The sequence below is a fragment of the Paenibacillus sp. MAHUQ-45 genome (assembly GCF_058133325.1).
In genome coordinates this window covers 112741-133881 of the sequence record NZ_JBYUPV010000013.1, presented here as the reverse complement: position 1 = coordinate 133881, position 21141 = coordinate 112741, and the positions used below count along the sequence as shown (strand labels likewise).

The following is a 21141-nucleotide window of genomic DNA, read 5'->3' as shown; positions in this document are numbered from 1 at the left end:
GATGAAGGAATACAACCTGCTCATTATAGAAGACGACCACATAATCGGCTCATTGCTAGAGAAAATATTACAGCGCGAAGGGTATAAGGTGCACTGGAAAACAGACGGCAAAGACATGCTAGAGATTATTAAACACATAGATCTGGTCATTATGGATGTGATGCTGCCAGATGGGGACGGGTATCTGTTGACCCGCATGCTCAAGAATCAGGGACTTCCTATCCCCGTTATTTTCCTATCTGCCCGGGGTGATATGGACAGCAAGCTTCAAGGACTGGAGATCGGAGACGAGTATATGGTCAAACCGTTCGATCCTAGGGAACTATTGCTCCGGATACGGAAAATGCTGGACTGCACTTACGGTACCTTTGTTCAGATATTGCATCTGCATATCGACGTGGAGCGGAAAAGGGTGTTCAACGGCAGCCTCCACCAAGAGGTGCTCTTTACTGCGACGGAGCGTAAGCTGTTCTTCTATCTGTACGAGAACCGGGGTCGCATCCTGTCCAAAGAGCATTTTCTCGAATACGCATGGCAATTGGAAGACCGCAATCCGAATCTGATCCCGGTGCATATAAAGAAAGTAAGGGCGAAAATTCAGGATGAACTGGGCGAGATTATTGAGACTATATACGGAGAAGGGTATCGACTGAATACCTATTTTAAATCATGACGTTAAAGACTAAATTCCGGCTGCTGCTGGTATCCGCGCTCGTCACGGTGCCGGTTATAATGCTGGTGGTAGGCGTGCTTGTTTCGCTAGTGTACGATGCGGTGTTTAAGACAGCTAATGGGGGGATACCTTTTTACGCTTCTTTTGCTTACCCAGTGATGCTCGGCCTCTTCTTGTGCTCACTGCTGCTAATTGCTCTCTTGTTCTCAAGGTCCATTCACTCCCTGCTGAAACGAATTAATTTGCTCAATCAGACGGTGCGGGAGCTCGCGAGCGACGAGAAGATTCCGGATACGCTGAGCGTTTACAACAGGGATGAAATTGGAGACTTGATCCGGTCGGTGAATCTGTTAATTGAACGTACGACTTATCGGGAGCTTCAGCTCCGCGAGCAGGAAGAACTTAACAAGGAGATGATGAACAAGCTGCGACATGATATTAACACTCCACTAACCGCGATGCGTCTGCAGCTGTTTGATCTGGAAATCGAGAATCCAGAGCATGCCAACTTAACGTGGTCAATGTCCCGGCAGATTCAGTACATCTCGGAATTGACGACTGAATTCAGATTTCACTCCGCCAGCGCGCCGGAAAGCTCGTATATCTTGAAGGACCGGGTGAATTTGCATGAATTACTTGAGACAATGGTGAAAAAGTGGGCTTATCTCTACAGCGTTCAGAGTATGAATCTGCAGTATGCATGCTTGAACCGGGAGCTGAACTGGACAAGCAACGTCCTGTGGCTGCAGCGGCTTTTCGATAATATTTTTCAGAATGCGCTCAGACATTCAAACGCGAGTATAGTCAAGGTAACGATTAAAGACAATATGGTGACGATCCGCGATAACGGAACAGGATTTGATGTACATGGCAGCCATTCCGGTCTTGGTCTGAAGATCATTGAGGACCTGTCCCAGGTCCTGCACATAGCTTACACGTTGCAATCCGACGGGAGCGGAACACTGTACCGGTTCACGGCGGAAGCTTTTTAAAAACATATCGTTTGCTATTCATCATTCTTATATCTAGCTTCTATATCCTAATTTTTTGAAAAAAACCATTGTCTATCGTATTGATCTGACATATGATATATTCCGATATTGGAGGGAGAGGCGAACATGAAAAATAGGATAGAAACATTTAGAGGCTCCGAGCATTTTCGGTTGAATCACATCGCAGATAGTGCAATTGCAGCGATTGCGATTCCAGGTACCGGTTCTTTGGGAAATGCAGCAATCATTGATCTGGGTGATATAACTGTTGTCGTGGACACCTTCTCGACCATACAAGCTGCTGAGGATTTGAAAGCAGCCGCAGAGTATCTTACGGGAAACCCTGTATCCTATGTAATAAATACGCATTGGCATAGTGACCATACCTCTGGAAATCAAGTGTTCATCCCTACGGCTCAAATTATTTCGACATCAACGACTCGTGAGATTATGGATTCTTTTTCCAGAGATAGGTTAACGAAATATAAGGAAAATATGGATGAAATGTATCAGGCTATCGACGAACATGAAGTGCAAATACAACAAGAGACGGATGAAAAGTTAAAAAAGGAAATGGCATGGGAAAATGCTAGTGACCGTGAGTTTATGAAGATGCTCCCCGATCTGGTACATTCGCTGCCGACGATAACTTTTGATCAACAGATGACCATACATGGCAGTAATCGTAGCATTCAACTCATCACATTTGGCGGAGGTCACACGCAATGTGATGCAATCGTGTACATCCCTGAAGATAAAATAGTCGTGATCGGGGATCTGGTGCTTTCAAAACATCACCCGGTTTTAACGCATGCCAATCCTCAGGAATGGCTGAATATTTTGGAGCAGGTTGAACTGCTTGATGTTGAAATTATCGTACCAGGACATGGCGAAGTATGCTCTTTACACGAACTTCACGAGGTGAAGGGGTACATAACCGATATGATGGAAATAGTGACAAAAGCCGTTCAAAGTAATAAAAGCATTGATGAGATTGAAGTACCGAAAGAGTATCATGACTGGTATTTTACTACATATTTTAAAACGAATTTGAGTAAAGTGCATGCGATGATCACTAAATTAGAGGATTAACGAAGAGTATTTAGGGCAGAACTGTTTTTGAGTTAAGAAATAAAGAGCAGATCTTATGAATGATCGTTTCTTTAAAACTTGCCGCTTCAGACAGCCCGGAGAACCTTCCTACTAGTAGCGGCAAGTTTTTGTGACAGCATTAAGTTTCAAGGAGGGCAGCCGATGAACAAAACAGACCGTTTACTAGCCATCGTTCTGGAGCTGCAAAGCAGAGAAGTGGTACGGGGAGAAGATTTGGCGGACCTATTCGAAACCAGCGTGCGGACTATCTATCGTGACATTCAGGCGCTTAGTGAAGCGGGCGTGCCGATTATAGGTGCCCCAGGCACAGGATATTCTTTGATGACAGGTTATTTCCTGCCGCCGATCAGTTTCACGGTAGAAGAAGCCGTGACCTTGCTTATCGGAACGGATTTTATCGAGCAACGATTTGATGATGAGTATCGTGTCAGGGCTCAAGCCGCTCGGAGGAAAATCGAGGCCACTTTATCGGAGAGCGTTCGCAATGAGACCTCTCGTGTGCGCAAAGCGCTGCGCTTGCTCACTCCTGGTAAACGGGTCACGCTGTCAAAAGAAAGGGAATATTTCGGAAAGATCCGCCTGGCGATATTAGAGGAACGAAAGATCAGCTTTCATTATTCGAAAGGGATTGGGGATTCCAAGGGGAATCACCATAGTGAGCGTACCGTCGCTCCTTATGGTCTGGTATTCGTTGAAGGAGCTTGGATGCTCGTGGCCCGTTGCGATCTGCGCGAAGACATCCGCCATTTCCGTTTGTCCCGCATGACCGAGCTTATCGATCTGGAAGAATGCTTCGATCTACCGGCGCATTTTAACTTAAAGGAGTATACCCCTCCGGATGATCGCCACTTGCGAGTTCGCCTTCGATTTAACCATGACATCGCAGATAAGGTGAAGGAATCGAACTATCATTACATAGAAGATATGGAAGAGCATCAAGATGGATTGCATGTGGTCTTACGTGTTCGTCAACTGGATGAACTGCTGCAATGGGTGCTTGGCTGGGGAGCGGGTGTGATCGTGTTGGAACCTGAATCATTCCGAAATAGGATTACTGAGGAAGCTACAAAAATGTTACAGCGCTACTGACATAACGTTGTCAGTAGCGCTGTTTTATAATTGGGTACGTAAAGTCGCTGGTTCTGGTCCGCGATCTGTTACGGTATTGTTTCATTTATTACTAGGAAGGATGATATCTTGTGAATTTTGCTTCTGTACGCATCATTACCGACGACGTGGATCGTCTCGTCGAGTTTTATGAGAAAGTCTTGGGTGTTTCGGCGGAGCGCCCCGCGCCCGTTTTTGCCGAACTCGTTGTGCCATCATGCACCCTGGCAATCGGCCACTCCCAGACGGCGGGGCTATTCGGCGCTGGTTCGGTAGTGGCGGCTAACAATCGCACTGTCATTATCGAGTTCCGCGTTGACAATGTTGAAGCCGAATACGTGCGCTTAAAGCCAATTGTTGAAGAATGGGTACAGGAACCGACCACGATGCCGTGGGGAAACCGTTCTATGCTTTTCCGCGATCCTGACTGCAACCTCGTTAACCTCTTCGAGCCGGTGACCGAGGAAGCGATCAAACGGTTCAGCGGTAGGCGTTAAGAACCAGAGATTTTTGTAGTATAGACTTTGCCCCCCTCAAAACTTTTTAATATTTAAGGGGGCAAAGCATATCTGAACCAAACAAACGACGAAATCCGTAATAATTTTTCAGCCTGTGTGGATGTAAATCAACTATCGGATCAATTCTGTCTTTCTTACGACAGCATTAAAAAAACGTTTAGTCAAAAAATAACCTCTTATAGTCACGTAGGGAATAATCCCTCGTGACTATTTTCTTTTCTTTAGAAAAAAGGAAGTACGTTAATAAGCAGTACAAAGTTCAGGAAGTCATTTTATCATCACCTCTCTTGATTCATGTGGCCTTAATTTATCCGATAGGTAAACGTAAAGTCGCTGGATACGGATTCGAGCTATATCCGGAAGGAATCTACGACTGGTCAGATGATAGTTTGATTCAGGAGATACGATTGCACTGGGTCATCAAGTAAAAGAGCCGTTCTCAGATAAGGCATTTCCATCGACCGACTATGAGTTCATTTTGGAGCGTTACGACACTATTAAATTCCGACATATGCTATAGTAAGAGTGAGGTTTCCTTGGGAAATGAAAAAGTAATTTGTATATTGAACATTTGAGGGAACAGTCTTTTTGGAAAAGGGAGAGGAACCAATGTCGCAATCATTTATCTTTGATATGGATGGAACACTATTTCAAACAGATAAGATTTTAGAAATATCTCTTAATGATGCTTTTAACCGTTTACGGTCGCTAAATAAATGGGCTACAGCAACGCCTATTGATAAATACCGTGAAATAATGGGTGTACCTTTACCAAAAGTATGGGAAGCCTTGCTACCTGATCATTCCATTGAAGAAAGAGAGCAAACGGATGCTTTTTTTTTGGAAAGATTAATTGAAAATATTAAAAGTGGGAAAGGCGCTTTATATCCTAATGTAAAAGAAGTGTTCAGTTATTTAAAAGAGAATAATTGTTCAATTTATATAGCGAGTAATGGTTTGACGGAATACTTAAAAGCCATCATCAGTTATTTTAATTTGGATCATTGGGTGACTGAAGCATTTAGTATCCAACAAATCGAATCGCTGAATAAATCAGACTTAGTTCGGATTGTTATTGAAAAATATGGTATTACCAATGGGGCAGTAGTAGGTGACCGCCTATCAGATATAAATGCGGCTAAAGATAATGGTTTAGTTGCAATCGGATGTAATTTTGATTTTGCACAAGAAAATGAACTTGCCCAGGCTGACTTCGTAATCGATGACTTAATTGAATTAAAGACGATTTTGCATAATTTGAATGGTTTAGACCCTAGTCGTGATGGTGTCACTAAACGCTGAGTGGAGTTTTAGATTGAAACGGGATTTAGACTCCGATTATAGTCAATAACAGCAAATGTACTACAGAAAACCATTCCATACGTCAGGAGTGGTTTCTTTTTATTTGTTTATGTGAAATTTTGTGTTAATAACTGTCCTTTATGTTTAAGTATATTATGGTGAACCGTATCCAAAACGATGACGAAAAATTCAGGTGAAAAGTATAGCATATATCAATGTGAATTCACCTTAGTTAAAAGAACTGAAGGAGGTCATTTTGTGGGAAGATCATTTGCTAATTTACATATTAAGTCGAATAACCTTGAGAAGACGATCGATGCACTAAGAGAGCTAAGCCACGGGCATACCGGAGTATTAGGTGGAAAAGAAGCTCAGGAGCCCAAAATTGTCATGTATGTTAGCAAAAGCAACGAGAACTGGGTCAGCGTTCTCCATGATTATTTTGTATGGGGTACGGTGAAGGAGGTTGGCAAAACGCTGTCCCAGCTTATCAGGGAGCCAATCATGACCGGCGGGTACATAAATGAGGAAATATTCGAGTTGTCGATTTTTGCCGATGGAGAGATTCAAGCCGAGAGAACCTTTTGTGAACAGTGGACAAGAGAAGAATACGAGCAGCTCAAAGAAGAACGTCTTAATGATGACTACCTTAGAGAAGTGCTGGGTATCGACAATGAGACTCTGACCGATCTCATCAGTATTACTAGCCCTGAACAAGCCGTTAATAAGCTGTCGGAGCTCGCAGGATTGACTTTGTGGAGCGATTCGGAGTGGATACCGTACGAAGAAACGCTCAGAGAGCAATTTGAAAAATATGAATTTTAAAAATACATAGTGTATCGGCATGGCTCCTTGCATTAGACGGAGATGATACAGTGGCTTGAAGTTTGTCCCAAGGAGGCATTGATGAAGCTGGATTTCTTATTAGATACACATGGAACATGCGTCGGTCAATTGAGAGATGAACTGTTGCCTTTGGAGGAATTAGCAGAGACTTGGGAGTTTCCGTATGATATTCATTTTGTATTGCGTATTTTACCTGAAAGTTACGGCCGAAAAATATTTAGACGTTTTGATAGCAGGGATCACGCTTTATATTTAGACATCAGCATCGTCTATGAGCAGTATCAACGGATGTCTAAAAGTGAACAACGCGAAGCTTTAGGTATCTTTCTCTATGAGTATCTGCTGGAGTCTATTGCGAAATATAAAAAGCACGCAGATAAGGAAACACAAGATCAATTATCGATCCGGGTAAAAAATTGGATGTTAGAAAACAATTGGTTGGATGGAAAGATCAATAGAGCAAGGACGCTACTAGCGCAGGATGTGGGACTTTATGAGGTCAGCCGGCAATTGCAAATGCTATTAGAAGAAGTGGAGTATATCCTTCTCCGTATGCATGACTATGAGCCAACTGAAGCTCATCCGGACAACATCGCAGCTGAGAAAGCCCCGCCGTATCAATTGTAGAAGGCATATGGATAGAGATCCATAGTGACGAATCCGATATTTAAAATGAAAAGTGGGCGATGATCAAACCCCGATGCAAGAAATAGAGAAGCTGGCAGCAGAGATCGCCGGCGGCACGCCGGGATCAACGATTGCGCCGCGAGAGTCTGTTTGCGTCCTGGTGAAAGTCATGCCGCCGGATGAGATTAACACTGAAATCACCCTGCGTTTGAACCGGGCGGATTCTTCGGCTATGCAAGCATGGTTGGCGGAAGCAGCAGAATAAGGGGGCATTAAAGGAGATCAAGCTATGAAAGATTCGTTAATGGAGAGATTAAGGATTTTTCTACATAAGGAAGATAATAGAACACTAGTAGGCATTCCGGCAGTCAAGAGAAAATTAGCAAGGCCCAGCAGGTGCTGAAAGTAACCTTTCATGAGGAGTACTTACAATTTATCAGCATGTTTGGGGGAGCATATGCGGGTCTTGCGATATATGCCTTCTCTAATGGCTCTAGTCTCGGAAATGAAACGGTTGTCGATTTGACGCTGGGATTCCGGGAGCAATTCAAGGAACCTCCTTTTGAAGAAGTTTTACGAACCAGTTTTGTCATTTCCATGGATGGATCGGGTGATCCAATTTTCATCAATCCGGCAGGTGAGGTTTTTATTGGTCATCACGATAACGGGGAGATCAAGTTGTTAGCGAATTCATTCGCGGAGCTGATTGAGGAAAATTTTTATGAATGGTGATCGCGTCAGGTCTTCATTTACGTGCAACAAGCATTTTTGACTCCCTAAAAGGGTGGTGAAGTAATTGAGTGGATTAAAACACAGCGGATTCTATAAACTTAAATTTTTTATAACACCAGAGGAATTTAAAGATGTTTTAAAACTTTTCGAGCAGCAGCAAGTACAATTTAGTCATACTAATTATGCCCGGACAAAACATGACCACGCACAAGTGTATGAGGCTTATAAAAAGTTCTACCAGTATTTCATAACGCAAGCAAAGCCCGATTACTACCCGTTCTTTGTATATTCTATTTCTTTTACTGCTGGTAATGAAAGTTCTGGTTTTTTTGCCAGAAATGAGAGTCTCAGATTTCCATATCGCGAGCAGTGGGCAGAAGATGAACTGCCATACATCATGTTGTCCTTACCGAAAGGTTTTCAAATGGAGTTGGAGGACGAAAAAGGGAAGTATTATATATACGAGGATATTCGGGAACATCAGCCATTAACGTATACGTTTTTTAACGAAGTAGCAGACAATATTAAAATAATCACAACGCCGCTTCGTTTTTTGGCGCATACGGCGGATGGTTTGAAAGAGCAAAAACCGCCGGTTCGCATAAGCAAAAATGCGGTAAATGACATAATGAACTCTTGGATTTTCAAAAAATATAAACTTGTTATGAATCACAGGTAATCATAGACTTCTGCTTCATGCCAAAAAGGAGGTTACGAATGCGCAAGAAATGGAAAAGAAGGATTCTGATCAATGATCCTGTTGTACTAGACCCGGTGCAGATCAAGCAGGATTTGCTAGGTGGTAACCAAGTGATTGTCCAGTTCTCCCACCCGGATTTTTATGGCTCTATCTTGGAGGAAGTCGATGAGCTTTGCGCGACTTTGGATGAGAATTTCGGAGTGCGTTTCTACGGGCATTATTCTCTTTCATTTGATGGTGACACGCTTTTGCGGATTCCCCATGTCAAGATGCTGCATCTTAATAGTCTCACTCAGGCACATAATACCGATACGTTGGCTACGCTGGAACACTTGTACAGTTTGCACATGGGCATATATGAGCTGGAGAACTCGGATATTCTGGGAATAGACTCTCTACGGTCGTTAAGAGAATTAACGATTATTTCGGAGAAAAAGAACCTTAATCTGCTATATTTAAAAGAGTTCTCTCATCTAGAACAATTGCATGTTGGGGGTAAGGTGAAAAACCTGGATGCGGTAGGCCATCTGGAACACTTGAATTCCCTCGCGCTGCATTCGATTAGCAAATCACCCTTGCATTTTATTAACCAATTAAAGAAGTTGAAGCATTTGCGCATTCTTCTTGGAGGCCGGGAGCATATTCAGGAAATCGAAGAGAATGAGATCGACGACATGGAGATCGTTAGAGTCCGTGGATTCCATGACCTGAGCAATATTACTAAATTCAAAGCATTAACAAGGCTCGTAATTGAGGATCAAATTCAACTGCAAGAAATCAGATTTGACCGGGAGATGGAAGCGCTGGAGGAGCTAACTATATCAAATTGTAAAGGCTTGACTTCTTTGTTGAAAATGAAGCACCTGCCTACGCTGCACAAGCTCCGCATTTTTAAAACAGCCCTCGATTATGATTCCTTTATCCATCAAGAGCTTCCAAGTGCTTTAACCGAATTTGAATTCGCGACCTCCAAAAGCAAAGTTGATCAAGAAATAGAAGAATCCTTATTAAAGCTGGGTTTTCAAAAATGGAGCATAACTTGATAGGGGGATTACATAAATGTCAAATGATAACCAGGTGCGTCCCTCTGCTGGCTCCGTTAGAGAAGTTGGTCGTTATCCAATCGACCTGACAGGTCCTCGCAGTCACACTCTTGTCATTCAGCCCGGTGTGGGCAGCCTGTCTATTGGACCACCGCAATTGGGGAAAAAAGCAGATCTTCACGTCGCACCAGACGCGCTCATCGATTGGACCGTATTCGATGCCTTTGCTACACCTGCAGGCTCGCCCTGGCCGCGGTTTCTGCACTATACAGGCAGTGATGCGGGCTTCTTGGATTGGGCACAGCAACGTCCCATTGAAGAGATGACCTGGTCTCCGGTCCTGTCTGCTGATACGGTGGTAGACGCCAGCCAGTCCATTTTGCATGGCTTACATATCGAGCTGGGCCAGTCCGGCGAGCGCCTGACCCTGAGGCTTCCGCAGAGACCCTTCCGCCTCAACGTGTCTGGCGATCTATCACGCTTCTTGGCTACTGGCAATCTGCCGACTTCACTGACACTCGCGCCGCATACCGGCCGACGCAAGAATGATCCTCCTTTTATACTGCCGGAACTCGGTGAATTGCACCAGGTGACGAGCCTTATGCTGCACAACGCGCCGCTGGGACAGCCCATCTCGCTGGGCTGTCTAGAGCGGTTCCCAAATCTTGACTCACTGAGTTTGTGGGGGAACTTCTGCGACATGGACTCGTTGGCTCGTCATACCGGGTTAACGAATCTGGAGCTGCGCTTCATGCCTGATCTGGCGGACTTACCCTCCTTGGACACGTGGCCGTTGCTTGACAGATTTATCGCCTACAATGTGGAAGAGACTGTAGGCAAGCGCCTAAGGCAGCAAATGAAAGCACGCGCTAAAACCCGCCCGTGGACCGGTCATGCTTCAGTGAGCCAATTGCGAAAGCCTGAATGGTGGATGACCGAGTTCGGTCGGCCGTTCTCGTCCTGGCCTAAACGTCAGGCCAAGCTGGCTAATGAAGCATACAACATTGCACAGGCAACCTTGGCCCAGGCCCGCAGCTTTGCCGATGCTGAGGCGGCTATTACGGCTTTCACCATGCGCTTCAATACCCTCAAAGGTATCGAAACTACCGAAAGAGAAGACCTTGGCGAAGCAGTATGGCAACTCAGCCAGTCCAATCATCTGATTGGTCAGCCTATAACGGAAGAGATGGCGCAAGGCTGGTTTGACGCAGCCCGCGATTACTGATTTGAAAGTATTCATGAATGGGTATTTGAAACAGTGAATCACTAATTGGCAAAGGAGTGTTGACCTGTGGTCACCGTTTATGAGGAACGGCGGAAAGGAGCTGTAGCGGAATCGATCGAACATACTGAGGCATCGTTAGCCTTGAGCTTATTGAATCTATGCTTCACCAATTATTGTTAAATACATCTGCTGAAGTGGGAAGTGAGTGATAAGTAAGATTCGATCTGCTTGGGGTATGTCGTAACAAAGAGGGTGCATACACTGGAGGCTTACCATGAGTTTAACAAGGCCCTGAGATACTTGGATGCAGCGAAAATGGAGCAGGGCGAGCATTGTTTGAAAAAAGCAATAGAAACAGCGAAGATCGCTGGTGACAACGCCGTTTTCATACGGGCGGTGATCTGCTACGGTGACTTATTGTCAGAGACGGGGAGGCTCGAACCTGCCGCCGAATGGCTAAAGCTGGCCCTTGAAGAAGCTGCTTCTATGAACTTGGATACGGAAGTACTGAATTTTGAGCTTGGTCGTGCCCGGGTGATTTTGGCTCAATTAGAGGCGAAATAAGGAAACTGGAGGAGAATTCATGTACATAGTATCTCAGCAAAATCCGCTGTCTGAGGCCCAAAACCAAGTGCTCGCGAAGGAAGATGCCGCTATTTATCCCCAAGGCTACCTCCTGTTTTTACGGCGATTCGGCGAAGGGACTTACAGAGGATGGATGAATGTCCAACTGCCTGATTCGGAGGTGCTACAAGCTTTTGCCGAGTATGGGTTGTGGGAGTTTGACGACGACAGCCCCATTCGTGAACAACAGATCGGCGAGTGCATCGCTATAGGTACGACGGTGGACGGTGACTTTCTGGCGGTACATCCCGAGACGGCTGGGCTGCTCTGGCTGCCTCGGCATGCGGAGCACATAAAGGCCATTTTGCTGCAGGCACGGGAGCAGGAGGACGAGAAGACGTATGCCTTGGTACTGGACGACATATACCGTCAGGTTTATGGACGGAGCCTAGAGGAAGAAGTCTATTATGAACCGTGGACGGCCACTCGGAGTCATCTTTTTTTGCGATTGCCACCAGGACAGAACCAGCCTTCACTGCCCGAACTAGCTAGGGTGTGTCAAGCGGATTTTCCGCCGGATATGTCCATTGAGACTCCTTATGCCTGCTTCCTGTTCTATCGGCAACTGGGTGGCTATGTACGATTGAATTATGCTTATCAACAAGAAGTGGCCATCTTCTATGAACAGGATGCTCAACAGACGTTTGCTGTTATGAAGCAATGGCTCTTGTCGATAGGGTGCGAAACGATTACATAAGATTATGAAGCAGGAGTGGTGTGAATGATCGTCCTGAAAGATATCGGGAGATTCGAGGAATTGCCAGAAAGGGCGATGCATATATACGAAGGAAATATTCCGGCTTTACAGGCTGCACTCGCATCAGGTTGGAATATTGAAGAGAGCATCGTACTTAGCAAACATATCACCGTTAGTCCATTAGATCTGGCACTGATATCGCAGCAAAAGGAGGTTGTGAAGCTGCTGGTAGAGCATGGCGCCAACCTGAATGTCCATCATAATCCATCTTTTTTGCGAGCCGTTCGCTATTGCAAGGAGGATGCCGTTCGTTACCTTGTTACGCAGGGAGCCAAGATGGACAAGCTCAACCGAACAGGGGCAGGTGCATATTCACAGGCCTATTATGGCAATAAAAAGAACATTCCCCTTATTCATGAGCTGGGATTAGATATCAAGCTGCATGGTGGTGCTGTATTGCGTCAAGCGGTGACAGACCATGACTATAAGACACTCACATATTTACTAGATCAGGGAGTAGACGTCAATTATAATAAACCGGATATGGTCTATCCTTATGAAGCAACTCCGTTAACCGTGGCGGCGCGAATGGGGGCTATGGACATGGTCAAATTTCTGATCGAACACGGCGCGGATGTTACTTTGGCTGAAAAAGATGGTGAGCGGCCGTATACGATTGCGGTCACCAATAAGCATGCCGTTTTGGCGGATTATCTGAAATCGCTGGAACCGGTCAACTTTCATAATGTGGCGAACAAGAAGCATGAGCTTAAAAAGTATAAATTAACAGATGAACTGCTCAGCTTTCTTACAGAAGATAACCTGCGTCTTGAGCTTGAGCAAAATGAATACGACATCGGGTATATCGACTTTTTTACATTGACCGATACGATTCAGATGAAAGTAGGAAGGCAAAAGCTGCTGCGTCTTTCCGCCGACATTGACAATTACTCTGGTCTGCAGCTGCTCTGGAATCCAAAGAAAGGAGGTTTAGTAGGCTGTTATGACATGGAACACCAGGTCTATGCTGATTTATGCACCTTTACAGAGTTCCTCGCGCACCCTGAATTGCACCTCATAAAGTTTCTTGAGGGAGAGTTGTCCGATGACTAATGAAAATCAAATGAACATTTAACCCAGAGAACAGACAGTATTCTTTTACTCGGGCATTTGGCCCCAAATTCTATCTAAAATAGTATCTTTGCTTGAGCGTTAGAAGAACTTCAAAGCTGCCCATTTATCCAGCACATACTCATACTGCGTAATAACCCATCTGATAGAATCAGAATTATTTTTTACATAATATATTCTATCGGGATGAGCATATCGAGGGTATTTACCAGCATTGCAGAGGGGTCATTCCTGACGAGCATATGCCGCAGCTGATTGTCTTAAACCATCCGCATGACGACTATATGAACGGCCTAATTGCGGTTACGCTGGAGAGCCTTAGTTATAATCTGCAGCTTGTCGAGAAGAGACGTTAAGCAGAAAAATCATTGAAAAAGCGACTTGCTCCCGGCATGACCGGGGCAGGTCGCTATTTTTTTCTGAGTATTTCTATTCAACTTAATATTATTTGTGTATATGAAGGGGAGGTGCAAGCAGCCAGCCTTTTTTCTTATTCATATGTAGGATCTTGATGCCGATCGCTGCTTTGGTGGCATGATATTTAGCGAACAACGCACCGATATCTTCACGGATAGACTGGCCCATAATCGTACTGCATCCCACTAGTCCGGCAGCGTTATCCGCGCCAATCTTGGCTGCAATCTCCATATCGCTATACCGGGCCCCTGCAGGAATGTCTTCCAGTTTAACCTCCGGTCTGTCTGGAAGCGAAGGGGCGGGTGTGATGCCGACCTCCTTCAGCAATTCATCGCATTCGCTGCTTTCTAATTCAGCCTGATTGATTAGATCACCCAGTACGCTTTTAAGATCATCATCTCCAGCATGATTCTGAAACAACCGGTAGAGCGAGATAAGCCCTTTCGCTGCCGTTGAATTTATCCATATGCTGAAAATCTCCCCGTAATGCATCGGCTCATCCTTGGAAGCGCCACCCAAAATTCCGTTCATTACAATCCCCTTCTCTATGTTCGGCATGTTCTGGAACTAGTATGGGATATATACAAGGAAAATATTCCTGATTATTGATTTAGTCTCTAGTAGCATATGTCTTTATCTGAGTTCCAGCCGTTTCATCGGTAACGGATAAGTGTGGTATAATTTCAAGGATGCGCCGATCCTGTCGCCGCAGCTTTTCACTTGAAAGGAGGTGATAACGATGAGTACCATTCATATGCTGACCGGAATTCCCGGCAGTGGTAAGAGCACGTATGCGAAGCAGCTCTGCCGCAGCGAACGGGCTGTGCTAGTAGCTACGGATGAGATCCGAGAGCGGCTGTTCGGTAGCGAATCCAAGCAGAAGAACAACTATCTGGTGTTTGATACGGCTTTTGCAGAGATAGAGCAGATGCTGGCTAGCGGCCGAAATGTTGTTTTTGATGCTACGAATATTGACCGGGGACGTAGACTGAAGTTCCTGAAGCGATTCAGCGAGTTCCCTGTAGAATGCCACGTCTGCGATGCTCCTTACGAACTGGCCCTTGCGCGGAACAAGCTGCGGAAGCGTCGTCTGAATGAGGGAATCCTTATTAAATACGCCAAGAACTTTGCGTTTCCGGTGCCAGGCGAAGGCTTCTCTGCCTTGCATATTGTACATGCTGAAGCTGATTCCGGGATCGTGCGTGAGGAACTGGAACAACTGCTAGCAGCCGGCCCGGGACATGACGAGCTGTTTCGCTATCTGTCTGCATCCCCTTATTTTGCATTGATGGTGGGATTTGATCAGGGAAACCCTTACCATTCCAAGACGTTGTCTGAGCATACCTATAGTGTGCTGGAATATATCAACGAATGCTATGAGGGAGAACATTTGCTGGCAATGCAGCTGGCAGCGCTGTTTCATGATACAGGCAAACCGCTCTGTAAGGTGTGGAAGCAGACCCGGGAGTATTACTCTTACTTCGGTCATGAACATGTCTCCGCGATCATTGCTTGTCATCTGCTGAAAGCGCTGGGTTACGATGACGATTTTGTCCTACATGTCGTCTATTTGGTCAGCTTCCATATGGAGATTCTGCACGGCGGCGACGCAGGAGCTTCGAATATTTATCATCTGCTGGGCGGCGAGCTGCTGGCCGAGTTGTATTTTTTCGCTGAAGCTGATAGCTTTGGCAAGTAAAGAGGTGAACAATCATGAAAGTAAAATATCCGAAGACGATGCACCTGCCCTGGTCGAGAGGGTACACCGATGATGACAAGATTCTGCGGAACACCGAGCATTTCAAGGGCCGAGAAGTGGTCATTACGGAGAAAATGGATGGGGAGAACACCACGATGTATAGTGACTTCATTCACGCCCGTTCGCTAGATAGCAAGGATCATCCGTCACGGCATGTTGTTAAGACGCTGCATGGTGGTATCAAGTATCTGATTCCCGAGGACTATCGATTATGCGGGGAAAATATCTATGCCAAGCATTCGTTGTACTATTCGGCGCTGCCTTCCTATTTTATGCTCTTTTCTGTGTGGGATCACAGTAACCAATGTTTGGCTTGGGAGGAAACTGAAGTATGGGCGGAGCGTCTAGGGCTGGTAACTGTCCCGGTACTGTATAGAGGGATTTGGAACGAGGAAGCAGCAAAGGCTTGTTATACCAAGCAATCGAATTGCGGGGGAGAGCAGGAAGGGTATGTCGTGCGGCTGGCTGACGCTTTTGCGTATGAGGATTTTAAATATAGTGTCGCCAAATTCGTTCGTAAAAATCATGTCCAGACCGATGACCACTGGCTCAGCAAGCCAGTTGAGCCCAATCTATTGCTACCTCGTTAATCAGACGTAACGAAGAAGATATCATTTACATTTTAGAAAAGGGGTGTTGATCATGTAATCAGTAACGTAAGATCTTATTAAACAGTAGATGCAGTTCCTGGTTCATACCGAAAGTTCTCCGATTTTAACTCTAATTAATAGCTGTATATACATATACTCCACCTCATTTAATCTTCATTTCTATAAAATTCCAATTGAATATGAAAAAGGAGCGTCCACCGTCAGAATGACTCTTGTGGGACAGCTCCATTACCTTCCTATTCCTTCAAAGCATTATCAATCGCCTTAGTAAGACCCTCATAAGAAGAATCGGGCAGTAGCACCCCATTCACCATGAACTTGGGCGTGCCGTTAACTCCGTAGGCGCCGGCAATTTTGAAGTCCTCTTTTACATCGAACATGTAGGTATGATTCTTGACATCCTGCTCGAACCGAGCGTAATCAATGCCGTCGATGTTATCCTTGACGAACTTCAGGATGAACTTCTCGGTGGCCCAAATCTTGCTCTCATCGCCTTGATTGGCGTACAGCTTGTGAACGTATTCCCAGAACTTCTCGTTGCTCTGACTATAGATAGCCTCACCTGCGCTCGCGGCCAGATAGGAGTCTCGGTCAATAAAAGCAAAGTTCATGAAGAAAAACTCCGCCTTACCGGTATCTACATAGTCCTTGATGAAAGTGTCAAGATACTGCTCGGTCCATTTTTTGCAAGCAGGGCATTTGAAATCCGCAAATTCTATCACTTTGACTTTGGCCGTGCTGCTGCCCAGATGGGGCTGCTTCTCATATTTTAAACCGTCAACCACAATCTTGCCTTTAACCTCAGTGTAATTAGGCAAGCTATCGAGCTCGGAAGTGCCGCTCTTACTGGTGAAGAAGAAGGTAATTGCTGCAACCAGAACAACACCGATCACCGTCAAGAGCATGGGTAGCAATTTGTTGTTGGTATGTTTTAAATTTACTTGTTTATTCATTTCTGACTTCCTCCTGCACACTTGATCATTCACTGGTACAGTATAATCAAATCCGCTAATGGCAGCCTATGGCATTTCTAACACTATGTCGTGTTCATCTCCAGGATAGAGGGAGCGCAAACTAAAAAAAGGCTATTCCAAGCAGCCTATACATAGCTTTGGAACAGCCCATTTTTATGGAAAATATTTTATACGTGGATTTGAACCTTCTGCGCGGCGGAACGGATGACCGGAGGGACCTCGTAAATCGAAGAAATGGTCTTGACGGCCTGTTGCATTTCGCGCTGAAGCTCAATCATGTTGTAGAGCCATTCGTTCTGTTGTTTAAGATAAATACTGTTGATCCCGGCCGTTACGGCCGGCAGTACATCTGTACGCAGAGAGTTCCCGATCATCCAGGTCACTTTGCGGTCAAAGGCACCACTGGACAGGATGTTCTCTAATGCCTCGACATTTTTATGCTTGCGGATAAAGATACGGTCATCAAAATAAACGTCCAGCTTCATCTGTTCAATCTTGCGTTGCTGTATGGTATCGTCTCCACCTGTGTAGAGGTATAGATCATGACCTTCCTGTTTCAAGGTATCCAGCGTCTCGACCATGCCGGGGTAGGCTTCAATCTCTTGATCATAAACACTCATGCCCAGCTTCATCAGCTGCTGTTCTTCAAAAGCATCGGCTTTGCGTCCGAATTTGGTACAGAAGAAACGATAGGTCCCAATCAAAGATTTAGGGAAGTTATCACTGGCCAGTCCGCTTGAACTCACCGTTTCCACATCAATTTCAGCTTGCTTGCTTCGCACATCGCTGGTAGGAAGTCCATAATCCTGGAACCATTCTGCCATCAGCTCAAAATATTGTCCCAGAATGAGATCGAAGTATTTGTTGCAGTGGACGAGGGTATCGTCCAAATCGAAGATGACTTGTTGAGTCAAATATTTCACGCCACTCACTCCTTGTTCTGTATCTGTCTATTTCAGTCTTTGGTCTTTCGTCCATTCTATTATAAACGTATATAGGATTCCAGGAACATCTGCAGCTCGGAGGCTCCGTCCGGACGGATGCTGAAGCGTTCATTATGCTCGCCGCGCAGATGGATGCGTAGTAGACCAGCTACCCGCAGAATCATCAGATGATGCATAAGCATCTCCCGCGACTGGTTCAAGTCGGACTGTATCTCCCAGAGTGTCTTTGGCTCATGTGCTACATGCCGCAGCAATCTGAGCCTTGTGGGATTAGCTAAAGCTCGGGTCATGCGAAGCAGCACAGTAGGCGGCTCGTCCTCATTGTCTAGGGGCACGTCGACCGGATATTGAATAATGACCATAGTGTTATAGAAGCAATAGGTGTTGATCGGTCGATTGTGCACGGTAGGGAGCAGAACAATGGTCTGCAAATTCGGTAGTTCCTCAATAACGACGCCGCCAGAAGCATATTCAATCAGGGCGATGGGGTCCATTTTGCTCTGGAGCATTTTTTTCTCGGAGGCGTCTTCGATGAGCAGCGGCAGGATTTTATGCTCCACATGGCGGAAATATTGACTGTACCACAGCCGCAGCAGTGGGATGTAGCTGTCCTTGATACGCTGACATTCTTCCAGGGTTAAGCCCGTGATAAGCGGAGCCACCTGCCGGAAGCAATCCTCGAGCGGAGTGGATTCCAGATCATCCAGAAAGTTAAGCACCTTATCGGCTGGCCCAAGGCTGTAAGCCCAGGCATACAAGACATCGTAATCGTTGAATGGCCATTCAGCAGCTTGCATAATCTCCGCAGCCTGGTGCGGCGGAAAGCGGTTTTCCACATCATTGACCCAGTCAGGACCGATGTCCAGATTGGAAATCCATTTTCGCGTAACATATAACATAAAGCTGTCAATCAGCTCATAGACCGGTGAGACATCAATTTTCAATTCATAGTTCATGAAGCTCGCACCCCCAGGAAATCCGTCACTTCTATATATTATCTCTTGTTTTGAAGAGGCTTGTCCACTATAATGTTCGGTGTTTGTCTTTTGAGTGCAGTTCGGATAACTTTTGTTTTTGTTTGCTTTTATTTGTTTTGTAGGAGGATTTCACCTGTGTCAGACCCGCATTCTATCGCTATACGACGTAACAGCAACGTGAATTACCTGATTCTCATCACAGTTATTATTGCCGCCGGACTCAGCCAAGGGCTGCTGCTTCCGGTGTTATCCATTCTTTTGGAGCAAAAAGGTGTTTCTTCGTCCCTGAACGGTCTGAACGCGGCGGCGCTGTACATCGGCTCGTTCGGTATGACGCTGATCGCCGAACGAGTGCTGGGGGCCGTCGGTTTTAAGAAGCTCATTGCCGCTGGCCTCACGCTCGTACTGGTGAGCCTGCTGCTGTTCCCGCTACTTCCGGGCATTAAAGCATGGTTCGTGCTTCGACTCCTTGTCGGCATCGGGGACTCGGCCATCAATTATGCTGCCCAGCTCTGGGTGCTACTGATGACCCCAGCACAGAACCGGGGCCGTAATCTTTCTATTTACGGTATGTCTTACGGCCTTGGCTTCAGTCTTGGTCCTGTGGGGATCAGTCTGTTGCGTTTCGGGCAGGCCACGCCTTTTCTGGTATTAGCTGTGCTGTTCCTGATGACTCTACTACTGACATTGATCAAGCTCCCGGAATCCCGTCCGGAAACCTCTGAGAGCAGGGAGGGGCAGGCGCGCCGCTTTGGGCGAAGTTACAGTCTCGCTTGGTATGCCTTGATTCCTGCGCTGTTATACGGGTATATGGAGGCCAGCCTGAACAGCAACTTTCCAATTTATGGCTTGCGTATTGGTTACAGTGCGGACCAGATTGCTGCTCTGCTGCCTTTTGCCGGTATCGGGGGGCTTGTTCTTCAGCTTCCGCTCGGGATGTGGAGCGACCGATTCGGCCGCAAAAAAATTCTCATGCTTGCCGGTATCGGTGGCGGTCTGGGCTTCGCTCTACTGCCGCTGGTCGGGGACCATTTCATGCTGTCACTAGTGCTGCTTGCCTGTGCCGGCGGTTTTGTCGGCTCGTTCTTCTCACTTGGCTTAGCCTATGCAGCAGATATTCTGCCGCGTAACTTGCTACCGGCGGCTAATGTTGTGGCATCTTTTCACTTTAGTGCTGGCAGTATTCTTGGTCCGGCTTTGGGCGGGCTGCTGCTGGAAGTCGGCTCGGGCGGCGGTGTATTCGGGCTCATGGGCTTGCTCTATATCTTGTTTGGGCTGCTGGGATTATTGTTCTCGCCACGATCACAAATTTGAAGTAAAATAGGAACAGGTGCTCGCATGGAATTTAATCTCACTTTCCAATACACTATAGTATAGAGATGAGGACAGGAGAGCTGAACTATGATCACAGTTGAACATTTAGCCAAAGCAGTCGGGGAGACTAAGCTTCCGGTACTGCAAGACATCGGTTTTCAGTTGGAAGAAGGGGAATTTGTTGCGGTGCTCGGGGGGAGCGGCAGCGGTAAATCTACACTGTTGCGATGTTTGGCGTTACGGGAAAAATGGGATCGAGGAAATTTTCGCGTAGATGGAAAAGATATATTGAAGAGCGGTTTCTCCGGCAAACGGAAAATCCGCCGTGAATGGGCCTATCTTGAACAGAATGCCGAGCTCAATCCCAATCGGACTGCACTGAAGAACGTGCTGATCGGCCAATCCGCCCAAACCCCAATGTGGCGTATGGTAACAGGAATGGTCCGCTCGGATGATTATATGGGAGCCATGGATGAATTGGAGGCCTTGGGTCTGCTGGACAAAGCGAAGCTTAAAGCAAGCCAATTAAGTGGTGGCGAGCGGCAGCGTGTGGCAATTGCCCGTGCCCTGGTGCATGGCGCCAAGGTCATCTTGGCAGATGAGCCCGTGACAGGGCTTGATCCGAAGTCCGCAGAGCGGGTCATGGAGAACCTTCGCAAGCTATGCAAGGAAAGTGGCCTAACGGTCATCGCGGTTCTGCCTATTGAGCTGGCGGAGCGTTATGCCTCGCGAATGTGGGTATTGAAGGATGGTCGTATTAAGCATGACGTTAACGGCCGCCGTTTGACCTCACAGGAGCGTCTCAGCCTTTAATC

General features: G+C 46.2%; 23 protein-coding genes and 1 pseudogene. 20 read left to right on the top strand and 4 right to left on the bottom strand.

The annotated features are described in order from the left end of the window. Position 1 precedes the first annotated feature (1 nt). The 16 genes and pseudogenes from AC3Y23_RS23960 (at position 2) to AC3Y23_RS23885 (ending at position 13312) form a co-directional block, all read left to right on the top strand. Positions 2 to 673, top strand: coding sequence for a response regulator transcription factor (locus tag AC3Y23_RS23960; RefSeq protein WP_379203975.1), 672 nt, complete (start codon positions 2 to 4; stop codon positions 671 to 673). Beyond that, positions 670 to 1665, top strand: a complete 996-nt coding sequence (locus tag AC3Y23_RS23955; RefSeq protein ID WP_379203812.1) for a sensor histidine kinase — start codon at positions 670 to 672, stop codon at positions 1663 to 1665. The genes AC3Y23_RS23960 and AC3Y23_RS23955 overlap by 4 nt, the downstream gene beginning before the upstream one ends. Positions 1666 to 1791: 126 nt before the next feature. Next, the gene (locus AC3Y23_RS23950) at positions 1792 to 2757 is read left to right on the top strand and encodes an MBL fold metallo-hydrolase (RefSeq protein ID WP_379203810.1); all 966 of its coding nucleotides are present in this window, start codon (positions 1792 to 1794) and stop codon (positions 2755 to 2757) included. A 162-nt stretch (positions 2758 to 2919) separates the two neighbouring features. Beyond that, on the top strand, positions 2920 to 3867 hold the full coding sequence (locus tag AC3Y23_RS23945) for a helix-turn-helix transcriptional regulator (protein WP_379203808.1): 948 nt from the start codon (positions 2920 to 2922) through the stop codon (positions 3865 to 3867). A gap of 110 nt (positions 3868 to 3977) precedes the next feature. Further along, a complete protein-coding gene (locus AC3Y23_RS23940; protein ID WP_379203806.1) occupies positions 3978 to 4382 on the top strand; it encodes a VOC family protein in 405 nt (134 codons plus the stop codon). A 612-nt stretch (positions 4383 to 4994) separates the two neighbouring features. Then, a pseudogene (locus tag AC3Y23_RS23935) lies at positions 4995 to 5705 on the top strand (HAD family hydrolase); the annotation flags it as partial. Between the two features lie 258 nt (positions 5706 to 5963). Beyond that, positions 5964 to 6530, top strand: coding sequence for a hypothetical protein (locus AC3Y23_RS23930; protein WP_379203804.1), 567 nt, complete (start codon positions 5964 to 5966; stop codon positions 6528 to 6530). Positions 6531 to 6611: 81 nt separating this feature from the next. After that, positions 6612 to 7178: an Imm44 family immunity protein gene (locus AC3Y23_RS23925; RefSeq protein WP_379203802.1), complete on the top strand. Its 567-nt coding sequence runs from the start codon at positions 6612 to 6614 to the stop codon at positions 7176 to 7178. Between the two features lie 52 nt (positions 7179 to 7230). Beyond that, the gene (locus AC3Y23_RS23920; protein ID WP_379203800.1) at positions 7231 to 7443 is read left to right on the top strand and encodes a hypothetical protein; all 213 of its coding nucleotides are present in this window, start codon (positions 7231 to 7233) and stop codon (positions 7441 to 7443) included. 131 nt (positions 7444 to 7574) lie between these two features. Beyond that, a complete protein-coding gene (locus AC3Y23_RS23915) occupies positions 7575 to 7910 on the top strand; it encodes an SMI1/KNR4 family protein (RefSeq protein WP_379203797.1) in 336 nt (111 codons plus the stop codon). 64 nt (positions 7911 to 7974) lie between these two features. Next, complete coding sequence (locus AC3Y23_RS23910) at positions 7975 to 8589, top strand: hypothetical protein (RefSeq protein ID WP_379203795.1); 615 nt, start codon at positions 7975 to 7977, stop codon at positions 8587 to 8589. A gap of 38 nt (positions 8590 to 8627) precedes the next feature. Then, positions 8628 to 9653, top strand: coding sequence for a hypothetical protein (locus AC3Y23_RS23905; protein ID WP_379203793.1), 1026 nt, complete (start codon positions 8628 to 8630; stop codon positions 9651 to 9653). 16 nt (positions 9654 to 9669) lie between these two features. After that, entirely contained in the window at positions 9670 to 10878 is a 1209-nt protein-coding gene (locus AC3Y23_RS23900) for a hypothetical protein (RefSeq protein ID WP_379203791.1), read from the top strand. 300 nt (positions 10879 to 11178) lie between these two features. Further along, positions 11179 to 11442 carry a hypothetical protein gene (locus tag AC3Y23_RS23895; RefSeq protein ID WP_379203789.1) on the top strand — a complete coding sequence of 88 codons (264 nt, stop codon included), beginning with the start codon at positions 11179 to 11181 and terminating at the stop codon, positions 11440 to 11442. A 19-nt stretch (positions 11443 to 11461) separates the two neighbouring features. Further along, the gene (locus AC3Y23_RS23890; protein WP_379203787.1) at positions 11462 to 12199 is read left to right on the top strand and encodes a hypothetical protein; all 738 of its coding nucleotides are present in this window, start codon (positions 11462 to 11464) and stop codon (positions 12197 to 12199) included. Positions 12200 to 12223: 24 nt separating this feature from the next. Next, a complete protein-coding gene (locus AC3Y23_RS23885; protein WP_379203785.1) occupies positions 12224 to 13312 on the top strand; it encodes an ankyrin repeat domain-containing protein in 1089 nt (362 codons plus the stop codon). A gap of 462 nt (positions 13313 to 13774) precedes the next feature. Here AC3Y23_RS23885 and AC3Y23_RS23880 read toward each other — a convergent pair whose 3' ends face one another. After that, complete coding sequence (locus AC3Y23_RS23880) at positions 13775 to 14278, bottom strand: DUF3231 family protein (protein WP_379203783.1); 504 nt, start codon at positions 14276 to 14278, stop codon at positions 13775 to 13777. 208 nt (positions 14279 to 14486) lie between these two features. On the opposite strand from AC3Y23_RS23880, the gene AC3Y23_RS23875 reads away from it, so the two are divergent. Together AC3Y23_RS23875 and AC3Y23_RS23870 are read left to right on the top strand one after the other, a co-directional pair. Next, a complete protein-coding gene (locus AC3Y23_RS23875; protein WP_379203781.1) occupies positions 14487 to 15446 on the top strand; it encodes an AAA family ATPase in 960 nt (319 codons plus the stop codon). A gap of 14 nt (positions 15447 to 15460) precedes the next feature. After that, a complete protein-coding gene (locus tag AC3Y23_RS23870) occupies positions 15461 to 16096 on the top strand; it encodes an RNA ligase family protein (RefSeq protein ID WP_379203779.1) in 636 nt (211 codons plus the stop codon). A gap of 257 nt (positions 16097 to 16353) precedes the next feature. On the opposite strand, the gene AC3Y23_RS23865 is transcribed toward AC3Y23_RS23870, so the two are convergent. The 3 genes from AC3Y23_RS23865 to AC3Y23_RS23855 form a co-directional block, all read right to left on the bottom strand. Continuing rightward, positions 16354 to 17070, bottom strand: a complete 717-nt coding sequence (locus tag AC3Y23_RS23865; protein ID WP_379203777.1) for a DsbA family protein — start codon at positions 17068 to 17070, stop codon at positions 16354 to 16356. 188 nt (positions 17071 to 17258) lie between these two features. Beyond that, positions 17259 to 18014: an HAD family hydrolase gene (locus AC3Y23_RS23860; RefSeq protein WP_379203775.1), complete on the bottom strand. Its 756-nt coding sequence runs from the start codon at positions 18012 to 18014 to the stop codon at positions 17259 to 17261. Positions 18015 to 18073: 59 nt separating this feature from the next. After that, entirely contained in the window at positions 18074 to 18991 is a 918-nt protein-coding gene (locus AC3Y23_RS23855) for an ArsR/SmtB family transcription factor (protein WP_379203773.1), read from the bottom strand. Between the two features lie 156 nt (positions 18992 to 19147). On the opposite strand from AC3Y23_RS23855, the gene AC3Y23_RS23850 reads away from it, so the two are divergent. After that, a complete protein-coding gene (locus tag AC3Y23_RS23850; protein ID WP_379203771.1) occupies positions 19148 to 20326 on the top strand; it encodes an MFS transporter in 1179 nt (392 codons plus the stop codon). A gap of 87 nt (positions 20327 to 20413) precedes the next feature. Further along, the gene (locus AC3Y23_RS23845) at positions 20414 to 21139 is read left to right on the top strand and encodes a phosphonate ABC transporter ATP-binding protein (RefSeq protein WP_379203769.1); all 726 of its coding nucleotides are present in this window, start codon (positions 20414 to 20416) and stop codon (positions 21137 to 21139) included. The last annotated feature ends 2 nt before the right edge of the window (positions 21140 to 21141 follow it).

What these genes read in the sequence shown, in the direction of transcription:
- AC3Y23_RS23845 (WP_379203769.1), top strand. Translation starts at nt 20,414, where the DNA reads ATGATCACAGTTGAACATTTAGCCAAAGCAGTCGGGGAGACTAAGCTT.
- AC3Y23_RS23945 (WP_379203808.1), top strand. Translation starts at nt 2,920, where the DNA reads ATGAACAAAACAGACCGTTTACTAGCCATCGTTCTGGAGCTGCAAAGC.
- AC3Y23_RS23955 (WP_379203812.1), top strand. Translation starts at nt 670, where the DNA reads ATGACGTTAAAGACTAAATTCCGGCTGCTGCTGGTATCCGCGCTCGTC.
- AC3Y23_RS23855 (WP_379203773.1), bottom strand. Translation starts at nt 18,991, where the DNA reads ATGAACTATGAATTGAAAATTGATGTCTCACCGGTCTATGAGCTGATT.
- AC3Y23_RS23880 (WP_379203783.1), bottom strand. Translation starts at nt 14,278, where the DNA reads ATGAACGGAATTTTGGGTGGCGCTTCCAAGGATGAGCCGATGCATTAC.
- AC3Y23_RS23950 (WP_379203810.1), top strand. Translation starts at nt 1,792, where the DNA reads ATGAAAAATAGGATAGAAACATTTAGAGGCTCCGAGCATTTTCGGTTG.
- AC3Y23_RS23960 (WP_379203975.1), top strand. Translation starts at nt 2, where the DNA reads ATGAAGGAATACAACCTGCTCATTATAGAAGACGACCACATAATCGGC.
- AC3Y23_RS23870 (WP_379203779.1), top strand. Translation starts at nt 15,461, where the DNA reads ATGAAAGTAAAATATCCGAAGACGATGCACCTGCCCTGGTCGAGAGGG.
- AC3Y23_RS23905 (WP_379203793.1), top strand. Translation starts at nt 8,628, where the DNA reads ATGCGCAAGAAATGGAAAAGAAGGATTCTGATCAATGATCCTGTTGTA.
- AC3Y23_RS23890 (WP_379203787.1), top strand. Translation starts at nt 11,462, where the DNA reads ATGTACATAGTATCTCAGCAAAATCCGCTGTCTGAGGCCCAAAACCAA.
- AC3Y23_RS23925 (WP_379203802.1), top strand. Translation starts at nt 6,612, where the DNA reads ATGAAGCTGGATTTCTTATTAGATACACATGGAACATGCGTCGGTCAA.
- AC3Y23_RS23865 (WP_379203777.1), bottom strand. Translation starts at nt 17,070, where the DNA reads ATGAATAAACAAGTAAATTTAAAACATACCAACAACAAATTGCTACCC.
- AC3Y23_RS23900 (WP_379203791.1), top strand. Translation starts at nt 9,670, where the DNA reads ATGTCAAATGATAACCAGGTGCGTCCCTCTGCTGGCTCCGTTAGAGAA.
- AC3Y23_RS23875 (WP_379203781.1), top strand. Translation starts at nt 14,487, where the DNA reads ATGAGTACCATTCATATGCTGACCGGAATTCCCGGCAGTGGTAAGAGC.
- AC3Y23_RS23885 (WP_379203785.1), top strand. Translation starts at nt 12,224, where the DNA reads ATGATCGTCCTGAAAGATATCGGGAGATTCGAGGAATTGCCAGAAAGG.